At 59.0% G+C, this 25,495-nt stretch carries 14 protein-coding genes and 1 pseudogene; 11 read left to right on the top strand and 4 right to left on the bottom strand.

Annotated features, from left to right (window positions below):
- Nucleotides 1–38 precede the first annotated feature (38 nt).
- The 3 genes from FH08_RS0109725 to FH08_RS0109735 all read left to right on the top strand — a co-directional run bounded on the left by FH08_RS0109725 (nucleotide 39) and on the right by FH08_RS0109735 (nucleotide 2,979).
- On the top strand, nucleotides 39–1,634 hold the full coding sequence (locus tag FH08_RS0109725) for an amino acid ABC transporter permease/ATP-binding protein (RefSeq protein ID WP_063771184.1): 1,596 nt from the start codon (nucleotides 39–41) through the stop codon (nucleotides 1,632–1,634).
- A 36-nt stretch (nucleotides 1,635–1,670) separates the two neighbouring features.
- Nucleotides 1,671–2,525 carry a fumarylacetoacetate hydrolase family protein gene (locus FH08_RS0109730; protein WP_031358142.1) on the top strand — a complete coding sequence of 285 codons (855 nt, stop codon included), beginning with the start codon at nucleotides 1,671–1,673 and terminating at the stop codon, nucleotides 2,523–2,525.
- Nucleotides 2,526–2,640: 115 nt separating this feature from the next.
- A complete protein-coding gene (locus FH08_RS0109735; protein WP_031358143.1) occupies nucleotides 2,641–2,979 on the top strand; it encodes an EamA family transporter in 339 nt (112 codons plus the stop codon).
- A gap of 40 nt (nucleotides 2,980–3,019) precedes the next feature.
- Here FH08_RS0109735 and FH08_RS0109740 read toward each other — a convergent pair whose 3' ends face one another.
- A complete protein-coding gene (locus FH08_RS0109740; protein WP_031358144.1) occupies nucleotides 3,020–3,925 on the bottom strand; it encodes a LysR family transcriptional regulator in 906 nt (301 codons plus the stop codon).
- A 334-nt stretch (nucleotides 3,926–4,259) separates the two neighbouring features.
- On the opposite strand from FH08_RS0109740, the gene FH08_RS0109745 reads away from it, so the two are divergent.
- The 3 genes from FH08_RS0109745 (at nucleotide 4,260) to FH08_RS0109755 (ending at nucleotide 8,077) form a co-directional block, all read left to right on the top strand.
- On the top strand, nucleotides 4,260–5,393 hold the full coding sequence (locus FH08_RS0109745) for a C45 family autoproteolytic acyltransferase/hydolase (protein WP_031358145.1): 1,134 nt from the start codon (nucleotides 4,260–4,262) through the stop codon (nucleotides 5,391–5,393).
- Nucleotides 5,394–5,434: 41 nt separating this feature from the next.
- The gene (locus FH08_RS0109750; protein ID WP_063771185.1) at nucleotides 5,435–6,829 is read left to right on the top strand and encodes an MFS transporter; all 1,395 of its coding nucleotides are present in this window, start codon (nucleotides 5,435–5,437) and stop codon (nucleotides 6,827–6,829) included.
- A gap of 102 nt (nucleotides 6,830–6,931) precedes the next feature.
- Nucleotides 6,932–8,077, top strand: a complete 1,146-nt coding sequence (locus FH08_RS0109755; protein WP_031358147.1) for a trans-sulfuration enzyme family protein — start codon at nucleotides 6,932–6,934, stop codon at nucleotides 8,075–8,077.
- Nucleotides 8,078–8,453: 376 nt separating this feature from the next.
- Here FH08_RS0109755 and FH08_RS48275 read toward each other — a convergent pair.
- Nucleotides 8,454–9,122 (bottom strand): annotated as a pseudogene (locus FH08_RS48275) (tyrosine-type recombinase/integrase); the annotation flags it as partial.
- Nucleotides 9,123–9,626: 504 nt separating this feature from the next.
- On the opposite strand from FH08_RS48275, the gene FH08_RS48280 reads away from it, so the two are divergent.
- Genes FH08_RS48280 through FH08_RS0109775 form a run of 3 tightly spaced genes read left to right on the top strand, consistent with a single transcriptional unit; the run spans nucleotide 9,627 to nucleotide 12,872 of the window.
- The gene (locus FH08_RS48280) at nucleotides 9,627–10,892 is read left to right on the top strand and encodes a site-specific integrase (protein ID WP_035565806.1); all 1,266 of its coding nucleotides are present in this window, start codon (nucleotides 9,627–9,629) and stop codon (nucleotides 10,890–10,892) included.
- Between the two features lie 40 nt (nucleotides 10,893–10,932).
- Nucleotides 10,933–11,865 carry a tyrosine-type recombinase/integrase gene (locus tag FH08_RS0109770; protein ID WP_235210319.1) on the top strand — a complete coding sequence of 311 codons (933 nt, stop codon included), beginning with the start codon at nucleotides 10,933–10,935 and terminating at the stop codon, nucleotides 11,863–11,865.
- Complete coding sequence (locus FH08_RS0109775) at nucleotides 11,862–12,872, top strand: site-specific integrase (protein ID WP_031358150.1); 1,011 nt, start codon at nucleotides 11,862–11,864, stop codon at nucleotides 12,870–12,872. The genes FH08_RS0109770 and FH08_RS0109775 overlap by 4 nt, the downstream gene beginning before the upstream one ends.
- 93 nt (nucleotides 12,873–12,965) lie before the next feature.
- Here the strand turns inward: FH08_RS0109775 and FH08_RS0109780 are convergent, their stop codons facing one another.
- Entirely contained in the window at nucleotides 12,966–14,153 is a 1,188-nt protein-coding gene (locus tag FH08_RS0109780) for a tyrosine-type recombinase/integrase (RefSeq protein ID WP_081889421.1), read from the bottom strand.
- Between the two features lie 453 nt (nucleotides 14,154–14,606).
- Between FH08_RS0109780 and FH08_RS0109785 the strand changes: the two genes are divergently transcribed.
- Nucleotides 14,607–15,641 carry a DNA-binding protein gene (locus FH08_RS0109785; RefSeq protein WP_051888051.1) on the top strand — a complete coding sequence of 345 codons (1,035 nt, stop codon included), beginning with the start codon at nucleotides 14,607–14,609 and terminating at the stop codon, nucleotides 15,639–15,641.
- Nucleotides 15,642–16,270: 629 nt separating this feature from the next.
- On the top strand, nucleotides 16,271–21,403 hold the full coding sequence (locus FH08_RS51295) for an ATP-binding protein (RefSeq protein ID WP_235210320.1): 5,133 nt from the start codon (nucleotides 16,271–16,273) through the stop codon (nucleotides 21,401–21,403).
- A 321-nt stretch (nucleotides 21,404–21,724) separates the two neighbouring features.
- Here FH08_RS51295 and FH08_RS49380 read toward each other — a convergent pair whose 3' ends face one another.
- On the bottom strand, nucleotides 21,725–25,468 hold the full coding sequence (locus FH08_RS49380; protein WP_031358154.1) for a DEAD/DEAH box helicase: 3,744 nt from the start codon (nucleotides 25,466–25,468) through the stop codon (nucleotides 21,725–21,727).
- Nucleotides 25,469–25,495 lie beyond the last annotated feature (27 nt).

Consider the following 25,495-nt stretch of genomic DNA (forward strand, 5'->3'; position numbering starts at 1 on the left):
CCCGCTTTATTGGTTTTTGCGCGTGACGAGAGAAGCTCATGAAATTCGACCTGCCTTACATGCTGTCGCTGTTCGCGATGCCGGAGTTGTGGCGCGCGGCGCTGACGGTGATAGAACTTAGCGCCGTATCGTGGATCCTCGCGGTGGTGCTGGGCTTTCCTCTTGCCTGCGCGAGGCTGTCACGCCGTGCGTGGCTGTCGATGCCGGCCGGCATCTACATCTGGTTCTTCCGCAGCGTACCGCTACTGGTCGCGGCGATCGTGATCTATAACCTGCCGCAGATGTTCCCGGCGACCGGTCCGTGGTTCTCTCATCCGTTTTTTTCTGGCATGGTGGCGCTGGTGCTGACGGAGACCGCGTATATGGCCGAAATCCATCGTGGCGGACTGAATTCGGTCGCGCGTGGCCAGCGTGAAGCGGCCTTCGCCCTCGGCCTGCAGGGGGTTGGCATCCAGCGGCTGGTGATCATTCCGCAGGCGCTGCGCATCGCGCTGCCGACGCTTGCGAATCAGTACATTGCCTGCGTCAAGCTCACGTCGCTGATTTCGGTGATCTCGCTCGGCGAACTGCTGCTGGTCGGGCAGCAGCTCTATGCGCAGAACCTGCTGGTGATGGAGACGCTGTGCGCGATTACGGTCTACTACGTTGGAATTGTCACGGTCTTCGGCTGGATCGTTCGCTATCTGGAGAACCGCTTCGATCTGCCAGCGCGGCAGCCCGGGGCACTCGATGCGCTGCAGGTCAACGCGCTGCGCGCGCGACTTGCGCCCGAGACGTTCGGGCCCCGAGCCACGGTGCGCGACGCGACGCCCGCGCTGATCCTGCAACGACTTCATAAGCGTTATGGTGCGCATCACGTACTCAAAGGCATCGATCTGCAGGTGCGCCGCGGTGAAGTGGTCTCGATAATCGGGCCGTCGGGTTCGGGCAAGACTTCGCTGATACGCACAATTAACGCGCTCGAACCGCTTGACGACGGCGAGATCGTGCTTTACGGAAAACCGTTCATCGCGGCTCGTGCCAAAGGCTTGAACCGCGCGCGCCGTGAGGGTTTGCTAACCGTCGGCATGGTGTTCCAGAGCTTCAATCTGTTCCCGCATCGCACAATTGCCGAAAACGTGATGCTCGCACCACGCTATCACCGTCGCCGTAACGCCGCCGACGCGCGTACGCAGGCGCTCGGTTTGCTCGACAAGGTCGGTCTCCTCGCGCATGCGGACAAGTATCCCCACCAGTTATCGGGCGGGCAGCAGCAGCGTGTCGCCATCGCGCGAGCACTCGCGATGGAACCCGCGATCATGCTTTTCGACGAGCCGACCTCGGCGCTCGACCCGGAACTGGTGGGTGAAGTGCTGAAGGTGATTTCCGCACTCGCCGACGAAGGAATGACCATGCTGATCGTCACGCACGAAATGGATTTTGCGATGTCGATTTCCGATCGCATCGTGTTCATGGAGGACGGCGTGATCCAGTTGGCTGCATCGCCGAACGAAATTCGCCAAAGGGCGGACGCGGACCGAATTCGCCGCTTCATCGGCGTGGAACAGGGGCAGGGCAATCGGCAGGCGGAGCGTGCGGCGCGGGTCGTGAGCCCGGTTTCGCTGGTCAACCAGGGCGCGCTTGGTAGCGCCTGATCTTTCAATCCACTCGCAGCACAGGACCTCAATCACATGAAGCTCGTCAGTTTTCTCGCTTCGGGACGCGCGTCGTACGGCGTAGCGACCGATAACGGTATCGTCGATGCCGCGCCGTTTGCAGCGGATCTGGGCGCGACACTCAAGGAGGCGCTCGCGCGCGATTCGCTCGGTGCGCTCGCCGATCGCGCATCGGGTACGCCCCAGATGCTCGCGTGGTCCGATGTCGAACTGCTGCCGGTCATCCCGGATCCGCAGAAGATTTTGTGCGTCGGCATCAACTATCTGTCGCACGTCAAGGAGACGGGGCGCGAAGTGCCGGACAAGCCTATGCTGTTCGCCCGTTTCGCCGATTCGCAAACTGCGCATGACGGGCCGATCGTGAGGCCCCGGGCGTCGGAGCGGCTCGACTTCGAAGGCGAGCTCGCGGTCGTGATAGGCAAGCGTGCGCGACACGTGAAGGCAGCCGATGCGTTCGACGTGATCGCGGGCTATGCGTGCTACAACGACGGAAGCATTCGCGACTGGCAGCGCCATACGTCGCAGTTCACGCCGGGCAAGAACTTCTCGCAAACGGGCGGATTCGGACCGTGGCTCGTGACCCCCGACGAAGTGGGCGATCCGTCGGCGCTGTCGCTGACCACGAGACTCAACGGCGAAATCATGCAGCAGGCCATCAACGACGACCTGATTTTCCCGGTACCGAACCTGATCGAATATTGCTCGACGTTCTGCACGCTGCTGCCCGGCGACGTGATCATCACCGGCACGACCGGCGGTGTCGGCGCATTCCGCGAACCGCCTCTGTGGATGAAGGCGGGAGACGTCGTCGAGGTGGAGCTTTCCCGGATCGGGACTCTGCGCAACTTTGTAATTGATGAGGAGTCTTGATCTGGCCGGTGGTGGCCGAGAACGTGCATGGTAGACGATGGCCCGGGGCGTGGAACGATTAGGCACGGCGACAACTTCCTCGTGCGGACGCGCGAGCTATGGGCGCAGCGCGATTATGGCGTGGTTGTCGTGGATTCGATCGGCCATCAGTCGTTGCGCGGGCACCTTCCAACTGCCTACCATATCTGTGCTCAGCCAACTGCTGGTCGCAGCGTGTTTTTACCCGCTCATTCCTTACGCATTGGAAATGAAGGCATTGAAGACAATGTTTCACTATCAGTTTGGTATTTTGATGAGTGCCGAGCCCTTGGTCGCGGTCGTGATTGGGTGGACGATGCTGGGTCAGGGAATCAGTCGCTGGCAGATCGTGGGGCTTGCGATGATTACCTTTTCCAATGCACTGTCGGCAAGTCGTCGAGGCGTCTCGGAGTCTGTGTCTGAAACCACTCGATAAGCGACCAGATTTGATCTGTGCTGTATCGTCACCCCGTCTGCTAGGTTCGAGACATCGAGTCGGGCGCTCGGTCTTCGAGAGATTGAACAAGCTGTGCCCGCACTGCGGAGGTGATGTGAGGTTGTCGTTCTCCCTCAATCATGCCGATCACGCGTTGCCATTTTGCGTTTGGCAAGGCTAGGGTTTCCAACAATGAATCATGAGACCATCCAACGTGTTTGAGCTTAGGTACCACTGAGATCCCGACGTTCTGCCGGACCAACTCGATGATGGCCGCGATTGAGTTGACTTCAAGGATTTCGTTTGGCTTCACATGCATCCTGCGAAGCGCGCGTTCGACATTTGCGCCAGTCAACGAGCGCCGGTCAAACCGAATGAAGGGCTGTGAATTCAGCAGATCCGCAGGATCTGCGCCGGGTGCCGCAATCTGAGTGCTTGCCAGAAGAACGAGAGGTTCCTCGTAAAGAGGTGTCCATCGTTCTACTGCGGGCGTATCGCGTAAGACGTCGATGATCAACGCCGCATCTATCTCCGCGCTGCGCACTTGCCGTACAAGCTCGAAAGAGTTTCCAAGAACAAGCCGAACGCTTAGGGCAGGAAATCGGGCTTTCAAGGCAAGCACATTGTTCGACAAGAATCCCATGGCCGAAACAGTAGCGCCAATTGTAATCGCACCCGCAAGTCCTTGATCGAGGCCAGTACCTATCAGCAATGAGTCGTAATCTGCGACCACTCGTCGCGCGTGAGGCACCAACGCACGCCCAGCCTCATTCAACTGGATCATCCGGCGCGATCGATCAAACAGCGGTCGGCGGCATTCTTCCTCGAGCGCTCTCATTTGTTGGCCAACAGCGGCTTGGGTCAACGCCATCCGATTCGCGGCTGCGGCTAAAGAGCCGTACCTTTCAACTGCAAGAAATGTTCGCAGCGTTCGTATTTCACTCATCTCACCACCCGCGTTCAGCGCATGATCTCACGATACTAAATTTTATCTTTAGCAAAATTATAAAAAAATGCGTTTTTGTTTTTATTTAGTGCGGTTCACAATCGGGTCACCGGTCGGGCGTGCCACTGAACTACGAAGCGAGCGGTCATGGATCTGCCGGAGTCCGGGAGAAGGATGGCTGTTGTCGTTATTTTGTAAGTTTGCGCAGCGTTCGTCGAGAACGTGATTGCTATCCCGATAGCGCGGGTACCAATCAGGTAACAAGGAATCCTACAGAAATACTTGTACGACTATTTTGAGCCCTCGTAGTGGGGTCTCGATTGCCGAGAAAACCATGCAAACCATCAATCAGTTCCCGTTCGTTTCAGTTGCAGGAAATCCCTTTGACCGCGGTCGCCAATATGGCGTCCAGGTAGCGCAACGAGTACGTGCAAGTGCTGCGATGTACACGCAAACGCTCGCAGACCTTGGCTACAGCAATGGATCGCGAGAGGCGCTCATCCGCTCAATGGAACGTAGCATTGGCGAGTTTGGCGCCCATTACCTCGACGAGATGCGAGGGATTGCAGAAGGCTCCGGCGTGGCTTTCCAGGACATCGTGATGATCAACGCGCGAACCGAGGTGCTGGCGAAAGCGCGGGCAGAAAAAATAGCGGCAGTGAATGAAGATGCCGGCGATGGATGTACCGGCGCACTGGTCCTGCCCGATCGATCGGCGACAGGGCGCCTGATTCATGGCCAGAACTGGGACTGGCGTGCCGATTGCGCCGAAACAGGCATTGTCCTGAGAGTGCGCAACGACGATGGCCCTGATTTTTTGACGTTCGTCGAAGCGGGGGGACTTGCGCGAAGCGGCCTCAACAGCGCCGGCGTGTCGATCACGGCCAACTACCTCGAATCCGAGCGCGACTTCAAGCAGGTAGGGGTTCCGTTGTCGCTGCTGCGCCGCAGTGTGCTTGAGCAGTCGGTCTTCGCAAACGCGTTGAAGGTGGTCGCAACGACGCCCAAGTCGTGCTCGAACAACGTCATGCTGGGTATGGCGGAGGGGTTTGGCATCGATCTGGAGTGCGCGCCGGATGAAGCCTTTCCCCTCTATCCGGGCGATGATCAACTCATCGTGCATGCGAATCACTGGGTAAGCCCGATTGCGCGAAGCAAGTTGATCGATATGGGCTGCGAGAACTCTTCTGACAGCCACTACCGTGACTGGCGCGTAAGAAAGATCCTCAACCAGTCGGCGTTGATAGGCCGCCAGGAATTGAAAGATGCGCTATTCGACTCGTTCGGAACGCCGTTTTCCGTCTGCCGGCCTCCCCGGCCTGGTACGCGTCACGCGATGACCGCGACGGTGGCTATGGTCATTATGGAACCCGCGCTTGGGGAGATGGAGGTTGCTCCTATGCCAGCGCTGAACCGCACGTTCACTCGTTATAGCCTCACCGGCGAACCAGTCGTTCTTGCCGACTGAGTATCAAAAAAATTATTTCATCAATGGGTCGGAGGAACGACATGAGAATTCCTGTAGATACTGAAGCGGCTGAGCCAAAGCGACCCAGTCCGCGACAGATCCGTAGAGCTATCACAACATCCGTAGTTGCGAATGGCCTGGAATGGTTTGACTTCTTTGCCTACGCCTATTTCTCGAAATCGATTGCCCAAGTGTTTTTTCCCAGCGACAGCGCTGTCGTTTCATTGTCTTTGACGTTCGGAACCTTCGCGTTAGGTTTCGTCGTGCGCCCGTTTGGTGGTGTGCTGCTTGGAATGTACGCGGATCGAGTGGGCCGGGCGCGGGCGCTGTCATTCCTGATGATGATGATGGTGGTCGCTACGCTTCTAATCGGGCTCGCCCCGGGCTACGCGACGATAGGCGTCACCGCGCCGTTGCTTGTCGTTCTGGCGCGCCTCCTTCAAGGTCTTTCGGTCGGAGGTCAATATAGTATGACCTCGGTCATCTTGGTCGAGATGGCACCGGCCGGCAAGAAGATGTTCTACGGCAGTTTCAACAATGTTGCGCAATCCGTAGCGGGTCTGCTTTCGTCCGGCGGAGGTTACTTGCTGACTACGCATCTGCCCGCCGCAAGTCTGGTTAGCTGGGGATGGCGCGTTCCCTTTCTCGTGGGAGCCCTTGCCGGCCCGCTGGGTCTTTACATCCGTCATCGCGTTGCCGAGTCGCCCGATTTTCAGGAAAGTCGGCGGCACGCCGGGCCAGACCGATCGATCGCGACGAAATTTACGAGCTTCCTGAGGGAGCAGGGCGACGCCGTCTTGTGTGCGATCGGCGTCATGATCATTGGTACCGCTTCGAGTTATGTATGGACTTCGTATTTACCAATTTACGTCGAACGTCAGCTGCATCTGCCCCTCTCCAGCGCACTGATCGGGATCTTCATTGGAGGTTTGATCAATGTGGTCTTACTACCAGTCTCAGGCAAGCTTGCCGATCGATTCGGCGCGTACCGGCTGTTCTATCCGACGGTGATCGCGGCGGCCGTGTGTACATTCCCGCTCTTCTGGTTCATTAACACACAGCCGTCCGTGACTCGCCTGATTACCGGCCAGATCATTGCATCCGTGCTCCAGGCCATGATATCGGGCCCGCACTCAGGAATGTTGGCAATGATCTTTCCAGCACGGACTCGCTCCACCGGCGTCGCGCTGTCCTATAACCTGGCGGTGACGGTTTTTGGCGGCATGGCACCGTTGACTATTAGTTTGCTGATCCATTTCACGGGGAACAATCAGATCCCCGCGTTCTACGTGATATTTGCTGCGTTGTTATCGCTCGCGCTGGTGCGCTTTACCCGGACCGGCCAGATGGCCACTATCGCGGAGCGTGAGCGACGTCCGATCGGACCGATCGGCGAGATCGACGCGCATCGCATGAGCATGGCTGCGGAAGAGTGAGCATCTTCGGAAAGCGATATCCGAGTAACGCCGGCTGTGTGACGAGAACTAGCGCATAGATTGATGTACTAAATGCAGAGCCTTTTGGACAATTAGAGATCGATGAAAACAGACAAGAATTGCAGGATCCAGACCTTGGCCGTGCATGCCGGCCACGACGTTGACGCGGCAACGGGTGCGGTGACCGAAGGGATTCATTTGTCCACCACCTACGAGCGTGATCCGGACGGAGGTTACGAACGCGGTTATATGTATGGAAGAAATAGCAATCCGAATCGGTTCGGTCTTGAAACCGCCCTGTCAGCGTTGGACGGCGGTGCCGTCGCCGCGGCGTTCAGTTCGGGCGTCGCAGCAGCGGCGGCAATTTTCCAGGGTTTGATGCCCGGCGACCATGTCATTGCGCCGATCGATTGCTACTACGGTACGGCGAGACTATTGAAGCAGCTGTTCGCCAAGTGGAATGTGTCAGCGTCGTTTGTCGATATGACCCGGCTCGATACGGTGAGGAGCAACTTAACGCCTGATACTAAAATAATCTGGATTGAAACGCCCTCGAATCCGCTTCTACGCTGCGTGGACATCGTTGCACTGGTCGAACTTGCGCACTCGCACGGCGCTCGTGCAGTGGCGGATAACACGTTCGCCAGTCCCATTGTTCAACGCCCACTAGAACTTGGGTGCGATGTTGTGACATATTCGACAACGAAATTCCTCGGCGGGCGCGGGGATGTCTTGGGCGGTGTCGTGGTATCAAAAGACGACGACGAGCATTTCGCTCAGGTACGCGCCGCTCAAGCATTCGGCGGCGCGGTGCCGTCGCCGTTTGATTGCTGGCTTCTGATGCGCAGCCTGCCTACGTTGCCATACAGAATGCAGGCACATTGCGACAATGCGCAGCGGCTAGCGGAGTTCCTGCATAGTCATCCCAAAGTGAGTGCTGTCCATTACCCTGGACTTGAAGGCGACAGCTCCCACGCTATTGCGAAACAGCAAATGTCGCACTTCGGCGGCATGCTCTCTTTTGAAATGGAGGGGGGGAAGCCAGCCGCGATGGCCGTTGCGGCGAAGGTCCAGTTGTTCACCCGCGCCACAAGTTTTGGTGGCGTTGAAAGCCTGATAGAACATCATGCATCGATGTCAGGGCCGGACAGCACCGTGCCGGAGGCACTGCTCCGTATCTCAGCGGGGTTGGAACATATCGACGACCTGATTGACGACATATCGAATGCGCTGGCCGACAGTGTTTAAGGGTAAGCAGTTCACTATCCAAGAAAACCCCGTTGATTCGAGCGTCGTCTCTGTGCTTAACGTTGCTCGAAGCGCGGTGAAGTTCTAAGATCCGACGCTGGTACATGGAGCGGCTCGCGAACGCAACCATGACGGGCGTCAGAGATCGAGTCGTGATGCGGTATGGGGTCCCCTTGATTTCGTTGCATTTTACAGGGATAGCAGCACCTAGGCGTCATGAGGCTTTGCGAAACGGCCCCATTAAAAAATCTCATTAAATCAAGTACTTCCTCTCTGGTCTCTTTCCGGCAGCGGGAACGCCTTGATGGCGACGACTCGAAGCTAGGGGTATGGCGAATAACGGACCACCAAATCCGGCCAAGCATTTCAGCGCAGTTCACCTGGCAGCGAACGCTTCGCGGATCTGTTTGGCACGTTTCACTTCGTCGCTATGCAAGTAGATCGACGTCGTCGAGATCGAAGCGTGACGGAGATTGTCGCGTACCGTTGTCAGATCGGCACCGCGTGCGAGCGCGTGAGTCGCATGCGTATGTAGAGTCCAGTGCGGGCTCGCGCGACGCAGCTTTTCCGCGAGTACCGGGTTGTCCGCTTCGATGACCTCGGCCGCTTTCGAAAAGAACCGCCGTGTGATCTCCCATAGCCGTACACCGCTGATGCCTGCCGCACTGTCCTGCTCGAGGCTGCCGATGAGTGGCGTATTGGGATGCCATCGGGTCGGCGTGACCGGCAGCCTTCGCTCCACCAGATAGCGGTCCAGCGCAGTACGGGCCAGTGGAGGCAGCGCAACCTAACCCGCCTTGTGGCCTTTCCCGATAAGGCTCACCCAATGATCGCCGCGGGCATCGGTTTCGATGTTGCTGAGACGGGCACCGACCAGCTCGCTCGCACGCAGGCCGGTCGCATACGCAAAGTCCAGCACGAAACGCAGGCGTTGCGCCGCGGGCGCGTCCCAGCCATACGACCACTCAAGTCCGTCAGCAATGGCACGCACGAGCATCCACTCGCCTTCGGTAAAGGCGTGGGAGGTATCGAGGACATTCGCGAGATTTTCAAGGGTCGTTTGACCCTCAACATATGCTTCCGAGTGGCTTGTAGGCCGATCTGAGAGGTCGATTTTCCTGCCTATAGTGCGGTGTGGCAACAGCGGGCGGCGACTTTTTCAACATCATCCCTAGAAGCTGCCGATTAGGTGGCGCCCGGTCCACCTTCTATAGAGGGTCGACTTGAGGCATTCGCTGTGCGCAATAGCGGCTGCTTGGTTCAGAAGCGGTCACGGACCTGCTTTTGCACACCTTGGATCGATAGTCATCTTGCTACCAGTTGAGTTTCAGCCCGGCCTCGGTTGCGCGATGCCGATCGTCGTCGTCCGCATGCAGGTATTGGAAATGTGCTGCAGCACATTTCCAATATTACCGACAGAAAGGTTTTATGCGCAGTAGCCAAGGTAAAGGCTTTGTAGGCAAGCCCCCAGCGTTGGTTTTCTGCACATAAAAGTTTCATGATGGGTGTCTTGGCGGCCATCGGGGCCGCCGTTGTGAGGAGCTCGATCATGGAGCATTCCACCCATCAAGTTTCAAGCCGCCTTTCGTTGGAGCAGGTCATTGCCGGTGCCGTGGGCGAACTCGAGAGGCTTCAATACAGCAGACGATCGCTGGGGCGCTATCGCGTAGTCTGGCGACATCTCATCGTTTTTGGTCACGAGATGAGCCTAGGAGACGAGTACTCACAGAAGCTGGCGAAACAGTTTTGCACCGCGTATCAGATGCGTGAGGGTGAACGCCTGAACTCACGCCAGGCGTGGCGACGGCATATCGTGTTTGCCCTTAAAGTTCTGGAGGACTTTGCACATGACGGGCGCATTGAGCGCACCGTCACCGATATGCAGAAGATACAAGTCCCGGCGCCCATGAACAGGACATTGCGTGACTATGAACTGTACTGTCGGGATCGCCTTCATCTTCGCCCAACAACCCTTCGCGAGCGGATGCGTGAGATCGCGATATTCGCGGATTTCCTTGGTTCAAGGAACATCACGTTTTTTGATCAGATACAGCCGGCCGATCTCTGCGCATTTGTGACCTCGCAACATCGCCTGGTGGCCAAGTCCGTCTCGCGAATCGTTTCCGATGTGCGCGGTTTTCTGCGGTTTCTTCTGCTGCGAGGACTTCTGCAGCGGGATCTCAGTCATGTATTGCCAGTAGTCCACGTTCCCCGAGATGCGACTGTTCCATCGGTCTGGGACCCAGAACTCGTGACCAGGTTGCTCGAAGTCGTTGATAGAACCTCGCCCAAAGGCAAGCGCGATTACGCGATCCTTCTGCTGGCCTGTCGCCTCGGATTGCGAGTGAGCGACATTCGGACACTATGCCTCGACGATCTGAAGTGGGAAACGGCCACCATAGAGATTAAGCAGTCGAAGACCCTTGCACCTCTTTGCTTGCCACTAACGGAAGAAGTTGGCGAAGCACTGATTGAGTATCTGAGATTGGGCCGTCCTCAATCGGTTCATCGAGAAGTGTTCCTCACATTGAATGCGCCTTTCCAACCCTTCTGTGAGACCGCTAACCTGTATCACATCGTCGAGAATTGGAAGGCCCGCGCCGGTATTCGCTTCCGGACTCCACAACGTCACGGTTTGCACTCGCTACGCCACACACTCGCGACGCGACTGCTCCATGAACAGACGCCGTTTCAAGTCATCAGCGACATCTTGGGGCATGCGTCGACGGCATCGACGCTGATCTACGCGAAGGCCGACGTGGAAGCGCTGCGCACGGCCGCGCTGAACACCGAGGTGATGCGCCATGACGAGTAGAGCATTCAAGGGACGGTTCCGAAGCGCTGTTGGCTCGCTCATGGAACAGTTTGTCCAGGAGAGACGGGCGTGTGGTTACCGATATGATGAGGCCGCCCGATTGCTGGCGCGCTTTGATCGCTTTCTGTGCGATGAAGCGCTATCGCAATGCGAGCTGCCGCGCTCGATCAGTCGCAAGTGGCTCGCCAAGCAGCCCCACGAGTGTAAGGGCACCCACTATGATCGCATCTGTGCGGTTCGCCAATTCGCCCTATTCATGTGCCGGCAGGGATATTCCGCGGATGTGCCGGATCGATTCTTTACAGAAAGGAGTGCCGATGATTTCTCGCCACGCATTCTGACCCACGCCGAGATCAACCGGTTGTTACACGCGGCCGACCGGCTCACACCGACTGCGCGATCGCCAATGCGGCATCTCATCATGCCGGAAGTATTCCGGCTACTGTATGGCTGTGGGCTGCGTCTTGGCGAGGTGCTGCACCTTCGTGTCGCCGATGTGGATCTCGACCGGGGGATCCTGACGGTGCGTGAGGCCAAATTCGGGAAGGACCGCCTCGTGCCTCCAGCCTTGCCGCTGGTGCAGCGCCTTCGAAGGTATGCGGCAATCATGGGGGACCGGTCGCCCGAAGCGTACTTCTTTCCTTCACCATCCGACGGACCGTACAGTCTCGAAGCGGTCTATTGGGTATTCCGGGACCTCCTGTTGCGATCCGGAATCACGCACGGCGGTAGAGGCAAGGGGCCTCGCGTACATGATGTGAGGCACACATTTGCCGCACATGCCTTGCTGCGCTGGTGCCGCGAGGGGGCTGACCTCGATGCAAAGCTTCCGGTGCTGGCGACCTACATGGGACATCGGTCTCTTGCCGGAACGCAGCGCTATCTGCATCTGATAGCTGAACTGTTTCCGGAGATCACGGCGCGCACCAGCGCCGCCTTCGGTGATGTCATCCCGCGGAGGAATGGATCATGAAACCAACGGATTTCTCCATGCTCGTGACCGGTTTCCTGACGCACCATCTGGCCGCACAGCGCAACCTAAGCCCCAACACGATCAAGGCTTATCGCGACGTCTTCACCCTGCTGCTGCGATTCTGTCGAGACGTGCAAGGAATCGCACTGGAGCGTCTGTCTCTGGCACAGATCGACGTACCCCTGGTTGAGGCATTCCTTGATCATCTGGCAAACGACCGGCACGTTTCTGTCAGCACGCAGAATCATCGCCTCGCGGCCTTACACGCGTTTTTCCGCTACGTACAGTCGGAAGTGCCCGAGCAACTGTTGCAATGCCAGCAGGTCCTCGCCATTCCGCTGCGGCGACAGCCGCGCCCCAGCGTCGATTACCTCTCCAGGGAATACCTTGCACAGCTTCTCGCTCAACCGGACCTACGAACGTCTGAGGGCCGCCGAGATGCAGTAATGTTAAGCGTACTCTATGACACCGGCTCCCGGGTACAGGAGTTGATTGACCTGAACGCTGGCGACGTGCGCCTGGATCCTCCGTCGCAGGTACGGCTCATGGGAAAGGGTCGAAAGGTACGCGCCGTACCCCTGATGGACTCGACAGTCGAACTACTGCGCCAGTATCGACGCGATAACAACCTCGATCACCCCGAACTGGCCGACAAGCCACTCTTCCAGAACCGGCAAGGCACACGGTTATCGCGCTCGGGTGTGCGATATCTCCTGCAAAAGTATGTGATTCCTGTACGGCGAAGTCACCCCGAGTTCACGCAGCGAGTGAGTCCCCACAGCCTGCGGCATACAAAGGGAATGCACCTGCTGCAAAGTGGCGTCCCGCTCGAGATCATCCGCGACTTCCTGGGTCACGTCGATGTGAAGACAACCGAGATCTATGCTCGCGCAAATCTTGAGATGAAGCGCAAGGCGCTCGAGAAAGCCACCGACGGTGCGCCGCTTCCAAAGTTCCCATCGTGGCAGCAGAACAAAACGCTGCTCGAATGGCTCCATTCGCTGTAGGACCGCGGAGGTTACGCACGCCGTTTGTTGGCTGCGGGCCTCCACATCCTGCCCAAACTTTTATGTACAGTTCCTTAGACCCAAAACCCTTTGCTATCGCGAGCGGGATCCGAGACTGCACATAACAACTTTCGGCCGATAATATTGGCTGGTCGTCGAGATCGATTCGTGCCCCAGGTTGTCCCGCACGTATCGGAGGTCAACTTGCCCATCCATCATGTGTGAGCCCGCTGTGTGACGCAGCCAATGGGCGGACGCCTGGCGCAATCGGTCGGATGCGCGCTCGTGCGCTTCGCCCGTGGACTGCAAGTGCCCGATCGCGTTGTCGAACACCTGTTTAATGATCAGATGCACAGCACCGCGGGTCAGCGTCCGCGGTGTGCCACCAATCGGCAGCAGCAGCGGTGTCGTTTCACCGCCATAGGGGAGGGCAGCCAGACCGTAGTGTCGGCGGTAGCGAGTCAGCTCTGCCATCAGTTCGGTCGTCGCTGGCAGCAAACGTTCCTTGTCGCCCTTGCCGGTGATCGCCAGCCACCAGCGGTCCTGGCCGTCGCGATCGCGACGCCTAAAAAAGCCCCCCATCGGATTGCTCACGACTTCCGAGATGCGCAGGCCCATCAAATACAAGAGCGAGATCAACCAGCGCACCCGTGCATAGTGTTCCTGCTCGCGTGCAGTCTCACGTGGCATCGTGTCGATTGAGGTTTTGACAGCCTGCCAGAGGTCGTCCTCGAGAAAGCGCGTCACCCGTGGCTTGGCCTTGCGTGCGCGCTGGCGCGAGAGAGACAGGGGATTGCCAGCCAGGTAGCCGGCGTTGACCAACCAAGCGAACAGGGTATTCAAAATCACAAACGCTTGTCGTTCGCTGCTGGGAGAGAGCGGACCGGCGAACGGCCGCCAAGACGGGTCCGCGCGGGCCACTTTGCGACCGGCCATGACCCAGCGCTGTGCGGGTTGTGGATCCGCCAGAAACCGCCGGTAGATGAGCAAGTCTTCGTGCGTGAGCGAGGAGAGCGGTTTGCGCAGTTCGGTCGTCGACCACAGCAACAGGCGTTCGGACTCCTTGCGATAGGTGTCGAAGGTTGCTTTTGTCTCGACGAAGCGCGCGAGCCACGCCCGGATCGCGTCGACGTCGCTCTGTGCGGCAATCTGGGATTGAGCGCCGAGCGCGCGGTTCGTGCCGAGGCCACCGTCCAGTTCGGACGGCAGAGATAGCTGTTCGAGTGGCTTAGGCGACAAAAGGGCGCCGTCGGATATTGGGAGGGGCTCAGGAAACGGCATGGCGACGAAGACGTCGGTTTAAGTAATTTTGTTCCCGTCAGGTAGTGGCAAGTTGGCGGCAACGTCAATCATTGGGAACAAAATTGCTTTAAAAAGTTTTAACCAAAATTGTTCCTTAGGCCGACGCTTTAAGCAATGTTGTATGGTTGCCGGCGTCCCGGACGCGAAAGCCGCTGGTTCGTGCCCATCAATGTTCCTCGTCGCTGATCGGCGGTTGAGCCCAACACCTGCTGCCGGGTGCATCAGCACGACGATTTCGGCGAAGGGGCTGGGAACAAAATTACTTTAAGAAAAGGTACAAATTTGCTTTAACCAACGAGACGTGGTCGATTTACGCAATGCGTCATTTTACTTGACATTATCGTCATAATGTCTAAATGTTCTATTTAATATCAAGGTAATTTACGTTATACGTTATATTATCAACACATTCATTCTACGGAGCGGCCCGCCATGGATGCCTCACTCGCCCTGGAAGCACAGCTGCACGCGGAAATCGACCAGTTGCGCGCACAGTTTCCGCGCACCCAGGAGCTGTATCGCGAGGTCTGCGTGCTGCTGTTTTTCCGGCACGGCATTGCGCCCACCGCGAACCGGCTCTATCAACTGGTGAAGAAGGGCAGCATGAGCGCGCCGGCTGAGGCGCTGACGCGCTTTTGGGCTACTCTGCGTGAAAAGAGCCGGGTGCGCATCGAACACCCCGACCTGCCGACGGAGCTGCAGTCCGCGACCGGAGAATTGGCCGCGGCGCTCTGGACGCGTGCGGTCGATATGGCGCAGGACCAACTGGCCGCCGCGCAGCTCGAGGCGCAACGCTCGGTTGCGGATGCGCATTCTCAGCAGACTCGGGCCGAAGCCGAGCGCGACCTGTTGCGCCAGGAACTGACGGGCAGTGCGGCCGCGCTGGACGGAGCGCAGACCCGCGTCAAGGAACTGGACCAGGCGCTGGCCATCTCCGTCGCCGCTGCATCAGCGCTGCGGGACCATCTGGGCCTTGCGCAACAGGACGAGCAGCAGTTGCAGCGGGCGCTGGAAACCGCCCGACATGACTTCGCTTCTGAACTGGACAAGCTGCGTGCTGACAGCAAGGGGGCGCAGGAGCGGCTCAAAGCCGCCGAAACCCGGGCGCTGCTGGAAATCGATCGCGAGCGGCAGGCGGCCGCACGTTTGCAGAAGGACCTTGATACGGTTACCCGTAAAGCGGAGCAGGGCAGTACCCGGCAACGGGATGAGGTGCAGAAACTGCAGGGGCAACTCGGTGATCTGCGTCAGCAGGTCGGTGTTCTAGAGGGTAATTTGGACGCGCTGCGCACCGCGAACTCGCGTTATATCGATGAAGCGGCGCAGGCGCGTGAGCAACGAGACCAACTGGCGTTGTCGCTGACGCATGCCGCTTCCAAGCAGAAGCCACCCGCAGCGAAGCCGACAGCGGGCCTGCGCAAGAGCATCGGCCCGGTGCGCAAATCGCAGCGAACACGACAATCTTGATTGCGTCGGGTCCGTATCCGACGTTGGTGTCTCATTCGCAATTCTTATTCGACGCGTATGGCGAATAAACCCGGAAAATGCAAACGCGGCTGGATATTCAGAAGCGCCGTCAAATGGGCTATTGAACCGCCCCGGAGCCGCGTTAGCGGGATGTTGCGAAAGCGGTGTGCAGTCAGATGACGCGCTGTCGGCCGAACGGCTTACGGCGCGTCGCTTCTGCCGCGCTGGAACGTAGCGCGCGAATGGATATACATCTTACGAACGCACCTCGTTATCAGGCGGAGCGCCGTTCTCCCAGTGAACATTGAGAGAGTTGGATTACGTTGGGGAGAAGCAAGTGCTTTAGGGGGACGCTTGTAAACTCTCCCGGCGTGAGGATACTGGTGCGGATGAACTGTGACGGCAGGCGCTTTTTCATTTTGAGCCGGCGGCGCGTTTACCCCCTTGCTTCCACGTAAGCGGAACTGATTGCTGCTAGTCTTTGTTCCTTGTCCATTGTTGGACCGACATAAGCGATGCCGAAGACGCCAGCCAGGAAGAAGCGCGCACCCGCGACCCTGCGGTCGACGAGTGGTGCCGGATTTGAGTTTGAGGATCTGATTAACGCCTGGCTTCTGGTGAAAATGCTGATGGGCGAGCAGGCGCCTGCAATCGGCGGGGCAGGAATACAGCTTCAGGCGCAGGTCTCAGCATTAGGGTGGCAAATCGACGACCTTTTGTTGACGATCCTGCATAACACAGGAGCGCGCGGGCAGCTTGCCATCTCCGCGAAGGGCAACCTGCAGGTCAACGCATCGGGGCTGCCCGCAGACTTCGTGAAGCGTGCGTGGGAGCAGTGGCGCGCACCGCAAAGTCCGATGAGCCGATCGGCAGACGGCATGGCACTCATAACACAGGGCGTGCATCGCGTCTTCGACCCGAACTGGCGGGAAGTGAAGAATGCATGTACCGGCTCCGACATAGCGCTCACGATGGGTCGGATCCGGAGCAATCCCGGGCAGGCCAAAGTATTCAACAGTGTACGGAAGCCGGACAAGAATGGCCCGGAGGCGTCTGAGGAAGAGACGATTGAACTCATCCGGCGCCTGCATGTGCTGCCTGTCGACTTGCAACTCCCGCACTCGGAAACCAGGAATCAGGCAATCGCGCAATGCCGGCAGCTCCTGGCAAGTGGCGACGCGCCGGAAGCAGAGAAACTTTGGCAGTGGCTCGTCAACGTTGCAACGGAGATACGCCTCCGCCGTGGAACCATTAACCTTCTGGACCTCTGGTCGATGCTCCGCATGGAGTTCGACCTTCACCCCCATCCTGATTACAAGCGCGATTGGGAAACCCTCTCGAATATCACTTCCGATTACAAGGCGCGGATAGAGACAGAGCTACCTTCGGGCTATAGCGTTCCGCGAACTGCAGAGAAGTCGAAACTTGGAAGTGAGATTTCCGGGAATGCTGTCACAGTGGTATTCGGTGAGTCGGGCTCTGGTAAGTCAGCGCTCGTCAAGAACGTGCTCGACGTGCAGTTTGGGGCATGGACGCAACTCTGGTTCGGTCCAGACGATCTTGAGACGGCGCTCAGCGCTACGCGGCGCGGCATGCTTCCGCTCAGGCATGAACTGGCGCTGGTTCTTAACGCAACGGTCAATCCGAAAAACGTTCTGGTCATCGACTCGGCCGAACGTATCGACCCCGCAGAGCTCGGCATCATCCGGCGGCTCCTCCAGGCTATCCTCGCGCCGGCGGAACAGGCTGGCGGCGTATGGCGTATTGTCGTCATCACTCAGACCCAGAACTGGGTCGAAGGTGCCGGGGACATGCTCGGCGACCGCCGAGCCGCGCTGGTCGAACTTGAGCTCGTCGCGAACCTGGATGTGATGCTAGCGCTGTGGGCGTCGCCCTCCCTTAGCTGGCTGCCCGCCCACGACGATACCGTTTCAGCGCTGACCAACCTCAGAACCTTGGGCTGGGTGGTCCAGGCCGGCTCTGCGCTTGGCTCAAGTGCGAGTGGCCTTGCGTCACATACCGCTATTTCTGATCGTCTGTGGGACTACTGGACCGGAAACCGCCCAGACGTTCAGGCACTCGTGATGCGCCTCGCAAAGCGTGAAGCGTCCTTCGAGAGAAGCTTCCCGCTTAGCGACCTCGAGCAGGCCGACGCTGCGACGTTCACGCAGAGCCCTGCTGAACTGCCTCTTCACCTGAACCGCCGAACCAACCGTATTGAGTTCGAGCACGACCTCGCCGCCGATTGGGCTCGCTTCCAGTTCCTCAAGCAGATATCGACTGATGTGGCTGAGTGGGCGGCGCTCGCGGTGAACCCTCTCTGGACCAACTCGCTTCGGATGCTGGGCCAGTTTCTGCTGCGACAGCCTGCGGAGACTGGAACGGCTTGGGACACCGCATTCGCTTCTGCTCAGGCGACTGAGCTTCGTCCCGCGGGAGACATTCTTCTTGACGCTCTTTGTCTCGACCCTGAAGCCGAGATGTTTCTGTCAGAGCGCGTTGATTTGCTGCTTGCGAACAACGCCGAGCACCTCACCAGACTGCTCATCCGGTTCCACCACATCGGAACCGTGCCGACAGGCGGCGTTCCAGGCAACATGTCGTCGCTTGGCTTGTACATGGACGCGCAGCTTCGCTCGATTATCATCGGCCGCTGGCCGCGAGTGCTTCGATTCCTCATAGCGCAACGGGAAAAACTGAGAGGGGCCGTATCGTCCGCGATCGCCAGGAGTATTCAGACCTGGCTAACTGGAACTCCGCGTGAGCTGTCAAACGGAACGCTGATGCCGTTTCGGCGCGAGCTTACTGAAATGGCTTTGGCCATGGCGCGGACGGTTCAGGTCGCGAAGGGGCATGGCGTTATCTATGTCGACCGAGAGCCACTTCTCATTACGGCCGCGCTCGCCGGGGCTGCGGACATGCCAGAGGACGTAGGCGCCTGGGCTCTCGAGCTCGCGGGCCGGCGAGAAATCTCCAACGAGGTCAGCGCGCGGATTGCCGACGTTGTTCGTCAACAAGCCGAGCAGCGCGCGGAGCGGATTCGGACTGATGTGGCGTACCGGGAAAAGCATGAGGCGAAGCGCCGAATGTCGCCTGTCTTTGGCTCAAGCCGCGAGAAGCTACCTTCCTGGCCCCTGGGCGCACGACGGCGGATAGACAGGGACTTCCGGGAGGCGTGCCTCAAGGGCAATGCCATGCAACCGCTGATGCGTGCGCGTCCGGACATCGCGGCCGAGGTGTTACTCGCTCTCATTGTCGAAGACCAGCCCGAGCGAGAGTACGGTTCGAGCCGGCACGAAATCGAGTTGGGCCTCGACTACGCGCGGGATGGCTACCCGACAGCGTTCTGGAAGAGCCCGTTCTTTTCGTTTCTGCAGATTGCACCTGATGTAGCACTCAAGGCACTGGTGGCACTGGTCAATTTCTGCACCGAACGATGGGTCGCCGAAGTGATGAGGGGGCGTGAGGGTTCTCCACCAGGCCTGACGCTACAGCTAGCGGACGGTGAGGAGAAGACCTTCGATGGTGGATGGAGCGTCTTCGACTGGACCCAGACCCATTCGCTCCGCAACGGCAATCTGTTCTGCGCGCTGGATGCGCTCGAGCGCTGGCTTACGCTTCAACTCGACGCCGGCGCGGATGTGGCGCCGTATATCGAGCGGATACTTTCCGACGGCACATCAGCAGCGCTTATCGGCCTGCTTGTCAATGTTGGAAAACACTGTCCTTCATTGTTCACTGGGGTTCTTTTACCGCTGCTGACAGACCCGTGTGCATTTTATTGGGACAGTGCCCGCGTCGAACACGTTGAGCTCAAATTTATGGCGTGGAGCGGGCCCCAGTCTGGTGACGTCCTGTTCGAGTTCGCGCGTAGCTGGGCGCTGGCACCTCACCGACAGAAGACGCTGGTGGACGTCGTCGTAGGTCTCTTGAAATCCGATGCTGCGATGGCGGTGCGACTTCAGGCATTGATTCCGACCTGGCCGATTCCGAACGGTCCCAAGGAGTCTCTGGAGTTCAGACTGATCTTCGCGATGCTCGATCGTGAAAACTACCGGCCAATGCCTGATGCCGAGACGGGTACTGAGGCTCTGGTTTTTTCATGTCCCGACGATCTCCGCCTCGAAGTCGAATCATGGCAGGACGAAAATGCAAAGCCACTCCAATACCTGCTGCTGCCGAAACAATGCGAGAAGCTCCTGCGGGCGCAGGGAGCAGTCGGCGATGACGAAGCCGCGGGCTTGTATACGCTTCTGCGGGAATGCCAGAGCGACGTTACGAGCGACTTAACCGCCAGAGCCAAATGTGAACTTGCGCTCGCTACGACCCTCATCGTCTCAGGTGACAGTTGGCTGGCGAAGTCGCCGGAGGCTAACGAGCATGCCGCCTCAATCGTTCAGACAACCGTTGCCGCGATAGGGTCCACGGCAGAAGCTATCCGCGATAGCCGGATGGGGCATCACCACGACGAACTGAAGTTCGTGGCCTACGCCGCCATGCATCTCTGGATGAAGAACAACGACCGGTCGGCGGAATGGGAAGGGGCGGTGCTTCGGATTCTCACGAGCGGTAATTCCGGAGCCGCGGCCACGATTGTCGACATCGCGTACACATACCGCGATCGGCTTGGCTCCACGTGGTGGAGGCTTCTGCAAGCAGGCGTGCTGTGGTCTGGGCTGGTCATGCTGTCGCCCCACCATGGAGACGATGATAACGCTCACCGGGTGTGGGGAGTGTGGCTTGCACGACTGAGACGCATGCCGCTGCGAGGAAAGGACGCCAGCGCCGACGACCTCCGATTGACGCGCGTCGTCGACGGCTGCGAGCGACTGGACTTCAACCGACGGATGCGTGCTTTTATGTCAGGCGAAAATCGGTGGCAGGGGAACCCTGAACGTCAGACCGGGATGGGGCTGGACTGGCATTTTCTCGGAGTTCTATTTCACTGGCTCGTCAGGGGGACCGGCACAAGTGACGGCAATGTAGACGCTAGGCTTGTCGCGCGTCTTTGGACCTATGAGGCGGAGCGTGCAAAGCAGCGTGCCAGGGACGATGATGGCGAGTATGACCTTCCGAGCCACTTCGGCTACGACGTGCTCCTGAAGCTCGGCGAACTCTCGATCACGACGCACGAACCCGAAGCCCGGATACTCTGGGAGTCCGTGTTGGCGCACGGACCTGAAGCGCACTATGCACTTCATCATTTCATCGATGGCATCTTCCTTCGTTTATCGAAGGGAGATGATCCAGAGGCATTCGAGCGCGTTTGGCGGGCGATGGTCGAGTATGGACTCGCGGCGAATTGGGGCAAGGGGCGCTTCTGGTTCTATGGCGAGCGACTTATTTGCGATTTGCTCGGATTCGGTCACGCGGACACGCTTCAGCGACTGGGGGCAGGCGCGCTCTTGCGGATGCGCGACGTCTACGAGCGCTGGGCGCAGCTTCATATGGGGCGCGACGAAGATTGCGTCACACGCTTTTGCTATTTTCTCGCGGCGGATTTTGGTGCACCGCTTCGACTCGATGGATTAAGGTGGATTGCTGCGTTGCTCAAGGCCCAAAATCCGTCCAGCCGCTGGTATCGCGACAATGCGGGCGAGGCCATCATCGAGCTTCTCAATACATTACTGAATCAGAACGCGCAGGCCTTGGTCAAGGACCACGAAGCTCGACAGGCACTTGTCGAAATTGCCGCGGCGCTGGTAGCGAAAAACAGCCCGACCGCACTGGCTCTTCAGGAGCGAATCAAGCTGCTGCGATGAAAATCGGTGATCAAGGTGAACGGTCCGTGGCGGATCGACATCCAGCCCTTCGTCTCGAGGCGCTAACTTCGCCGCCTCGCCTAGGGTCTCAAGACTATCCCACAGTCCAGGGGTATCCCGCGGCCGCTGCCGTTGCCTGCCCGACCAGCCACGCGGCAATCCCAGAAAGCGGACTGCCCCGCGTATAGAGTTCATGGGATCTCGGCGTGACGGAGCAAGCGGATTATTTCGGCGGCGAACTTCTTATGCAGAAAGTAACGCTCATTCGTGACTACATCCTAGGATGCAAGCCTGGCGATCTAGCAATCTACGTTGCATCCGTCACACGACGGTCTCGACTTCATCCACCACATCATCCAGGTGCTCTGCCATGCGGTTGAAGATGCGGTGCACGTCGGATGAACCGGTCCAGAAGCGACGGTCGCCGACCACATACAACCGGCGCTTGGCGCGCGTCACCGCAACGTTGACGAGGTTTGGCTTCGCGCCGGCAAAACTCGAAATCACACCCGGGCTGGACGGATTACCACCGAGCAAGAAAACCACGTGCTCGGCCTCCTTCCCCTGGAAGGTGTGGACGGTTCCCGCCATCCCTTTGCTTTCTTCGCCATAGCGGCGATGGAGTCGCTGTCGGATCTTGGCGGCAACCGCGCGGAAAGGCGTGATGACGTAGACCTTGAACTGCCCATTTTCTTTGAGCACGCCGCCCGAGAGTCTTTCGACCAACTCCATTGCGCGTAACGCCTGGGCTTCAACCCAATGACCGTCAGAATGCTCCGCCGGAACCTGGACCCAGCAACTCGACCCGATCCCGTCTGGACCGGTATCCTCGCCTGTGCCGTAAACCATCTTGTCGTTGTACGCGATGCTGTTGGCGATGCGGAACATGGGATCGAGACAGCGACGGTGGACAAGCAACGGGGACCCGAGCCATTTCCGCTCATCTGTGTCCGGCTCCCCGATATACATCCCGAAGCGGTTGGCGCGATCAGCCAGCGTCTGCGCAGACGCAAGCGGCGGCGCCCAGTGGGGTTCAGCCGAGCAGCGGCGAAGCAACGGCGCCATCATTTCCTGCGGCACACCGACAACCGGCTCCAGTTGCAGCGGATCGCCCACGATGACCGACCGTTTGCTGCGCCAGATAGCGCCTGCCGCCTGTTGAGGCGTGGCCTGGCCTGCCTCGTCGATCATTAGCCATGCGAGTTGCTCGCTGCCCACTCCGCGAAATAGCCGCGGAAAAGACGCAAAGGTCGTGGAGACCACGGGCACCACCAGAAAGAACGCGTCCCAGAGATGGATCGGCCCTTTCGTGATCTGAGTGACGTTGAGGTTACCTTGAAGCAGGTTCACGAACGCGCTGAGGGCGCCGGAAAGTGGTTTCCAGGCCGCCACGACGAAAGCCTGATGGAGATTCATCGCCGCGATGAAAACGTCGCGCCGAGCCTCAAACAGCTCCGGAAAATCGTAGGGGGCCGCGCGATGCAATGTCTCGCGTTCCAGCTTTGACAGATCCCATTGCCGTATCTTTTCGGCGGGAACCTGAGAGGCGGACAGTACACACTGCGCCTGATTCAGGTCAGCCTCGGCCCGCAACACGTGAGCCTGAGCTTCAGTAATGCGCCGCTGTGTTGCATCGACGAGGGCTTGCGCCTCGCTCACCGTGTCGCGTGACTGGAGAACGACGCTGGCTGCGTGATTGCGTGCCTGAATCAGCCGTTCGAGCAGCCCGTCAATGTCCGCACGGCTCGGCTGGTCGTCGATAGGGACTCCTGCACGTTGGGCCTCTGTCCTGCACGTTGCCGCTTGTTCCTGGGCCGCCGTCAGGACCTCCGCCTGTGTGTCGAGTTTTCGCGCGCGGCCTTCCTTGTTGGCGATTCGATCCGAAGCAATGGCTTCTTTTGCGCGCGCCATGCGGAGCTGCTCATCGAGCTCAACACCGCGGGCATTCCAGCGGCGGCTGTACTGCGTGCGAAAGAGCTCCGAAAAGAATCCTGGCTTGCCCCGATAGTGGAATTCGATGTCCGACTGAACGCCTCGTATCGCCGCTAGCGAGCGCTCATGTGCGTCACCGGCGTCGGCCACAGCTCCCGGCACCACGTCTTCCCGAAGCAGATCGTAGGCTCTCTGCTCCGTTCTCGCCTGGGCTTCGGCGTCGCTCCACTTTGTGCAGGCCAAAACGTGTCGCGTAGCCCGTTCGCTCGCGGCGAGCGCGGTGTCCAGGAACGCCTGTGCTTTATGCAGGCGCTCCTTGTGACGTGAGACGGCATGCTGATTCTCCGTCAGCGCAGTCAAGGCAACGTTCCTTGCTGTCGTTGCGCGCGCGCTCTGCTGAATTGCGTCGGCGACCTCGGATGCCACGCGCGTCAACGCATCCACTTTCTTGCGCGCCTCACGGTATTGTCTGCAGGCTTCGTCCCATGGCAGCGCTCCGTGCTCTCCCGTCTTCACGAGATCCTGCAGAGATCTCAAGCGCAGCGGATCGGGTTCGGGCGGTTTCCCTTCGTTTTTCTTCTGCGGCAGGCCCGAGAGCCAGAACCGGGTCGCAAATTGGCTCCGATTCGTCTTGTTCCCCAGGACGGCCGTGACGAGGCCCCAACGCTCGCGTTTCGGAGCGCGTTGTTTCGCCTTCGGCGGCGCGGCCGCTGAATCGGCCACCATAGAGAAATAATCTATGTCGATTCCCGGCGCGATCGCAGCCAGCCCCGGGAGTTCCTTCGTGATGTTCTCCACCGCGCCGTTATTGGCCGACGACACCACAATCCCAAAGCCCCGCAGACGAGCATCGAGCTCATACACCGGGTACTGGTATTGTTCGATGCCAAGGCGCTTCGGGAAAGCCGAGGCGGGCGTATCGAATTCCATTAGAACATCTGCTCGGTCCACAACGACTGCGGCGATGATGTCCTTAAGCATGGTCGTCTTGCCGGTACCGGGCGGGCCGTTGACCGAAAAAAGGCCTGAGCTTGCAGAAAGGTCGCTCATTACAGTATTGACGGCGAACTGCTGTGCTGTCACGAGCGGGAATTTGGCTGGCCAGCAGCCGGCAGGTAGCCTCGACGGGTGTACCCCCTCGATTAGCTGGTCGACCTGCGACTCAAGATCGACGCGCCCAATCGAATCCTCCCCCTTCAGATAGGCTCGCAAACCAGCGCCGATTTTCTGACTCGCAACCGCATCACCCACGGCTTCCAGATCTTCTGCATAGAAGCTGTTCAGCGGGTCGTCCTGGGACGCCGCGTTATCGCCCGTGTCTTTCTCGGGTGCCCATTGCGCCTGGATGCGCCACATCTCCTGTTGCTCGGGATACCAACCCGATAGCTCAAACACAAGGTCGGTGATGGCGCGGACGTCTTCTGACGTTACCGGTCGGAGGGGAGGAGGTTCGGGGCGGGATTCCGGTAATACGGCTGCAGGCGTCTCGTCGCCAGCAACAGCGGTCGGAGGTGTCGCGGTAGTCGCAACAACTGGCGGCGTAGACTCAACGCTGGGGTCTTCGCCCGGAACTCTAGCAAGGAGCCGACGCGCGACCATCAGGTCTTCGACCTTCTTGCGGACGTCCTCTTCCAACCCTTCAATTCCAAAGAAGCCTCGAAAGTTGAGCGCCGTAGCGTGGTCCGATGTGCTGGAAATCTGCGCCATTGCCCACGGCACGGTGCTGACAAACACCTGCCCGCTCGCCATGCCCCTTCCATTGACGTTCAGGACAACGCATGCGGCAGGCGACGCCGGCCTCAGTTCGGACTGATCGATCGGGTCTGCGCCTAGGTACCGGCGCGCGGATTCGATGAAGTAGTTCCCTCCGAGAATGCCAGCGAACAGCTGAAACTTTCTGTTAGGCCCAATCTGCCGGTCCAGGATAGTCCGTTTCTTCGCGTCGCTCCACGGCATTTCGGCTTCCGGCGCATCGGCGGGGAACTCCCATACGGAATCTTCCAGCTTCACGGCCGGAGGAGATTGAGGAGCAAGATACTCAAGAGCCTGCCAGAAATTGATGGCGGCTTCTGCCTCCTTCCAAACGTCGCGAACCCCGTTCTTACTCGCTACCGTCGTTGATTCCTTGCCCATCGCGATCTACAGCTCCCCGTTTCATAT

Origin of the sequence: Caballeronia sordidicola, assembly GCF_000729995.1 — a bacterium.
GTDB lineage: Bacteria > Pseudomonadota > Gammaproteobacteria > Burkholderiales > Burkholderiaceae > Caballeronia > Caballeronia sordidicola_A.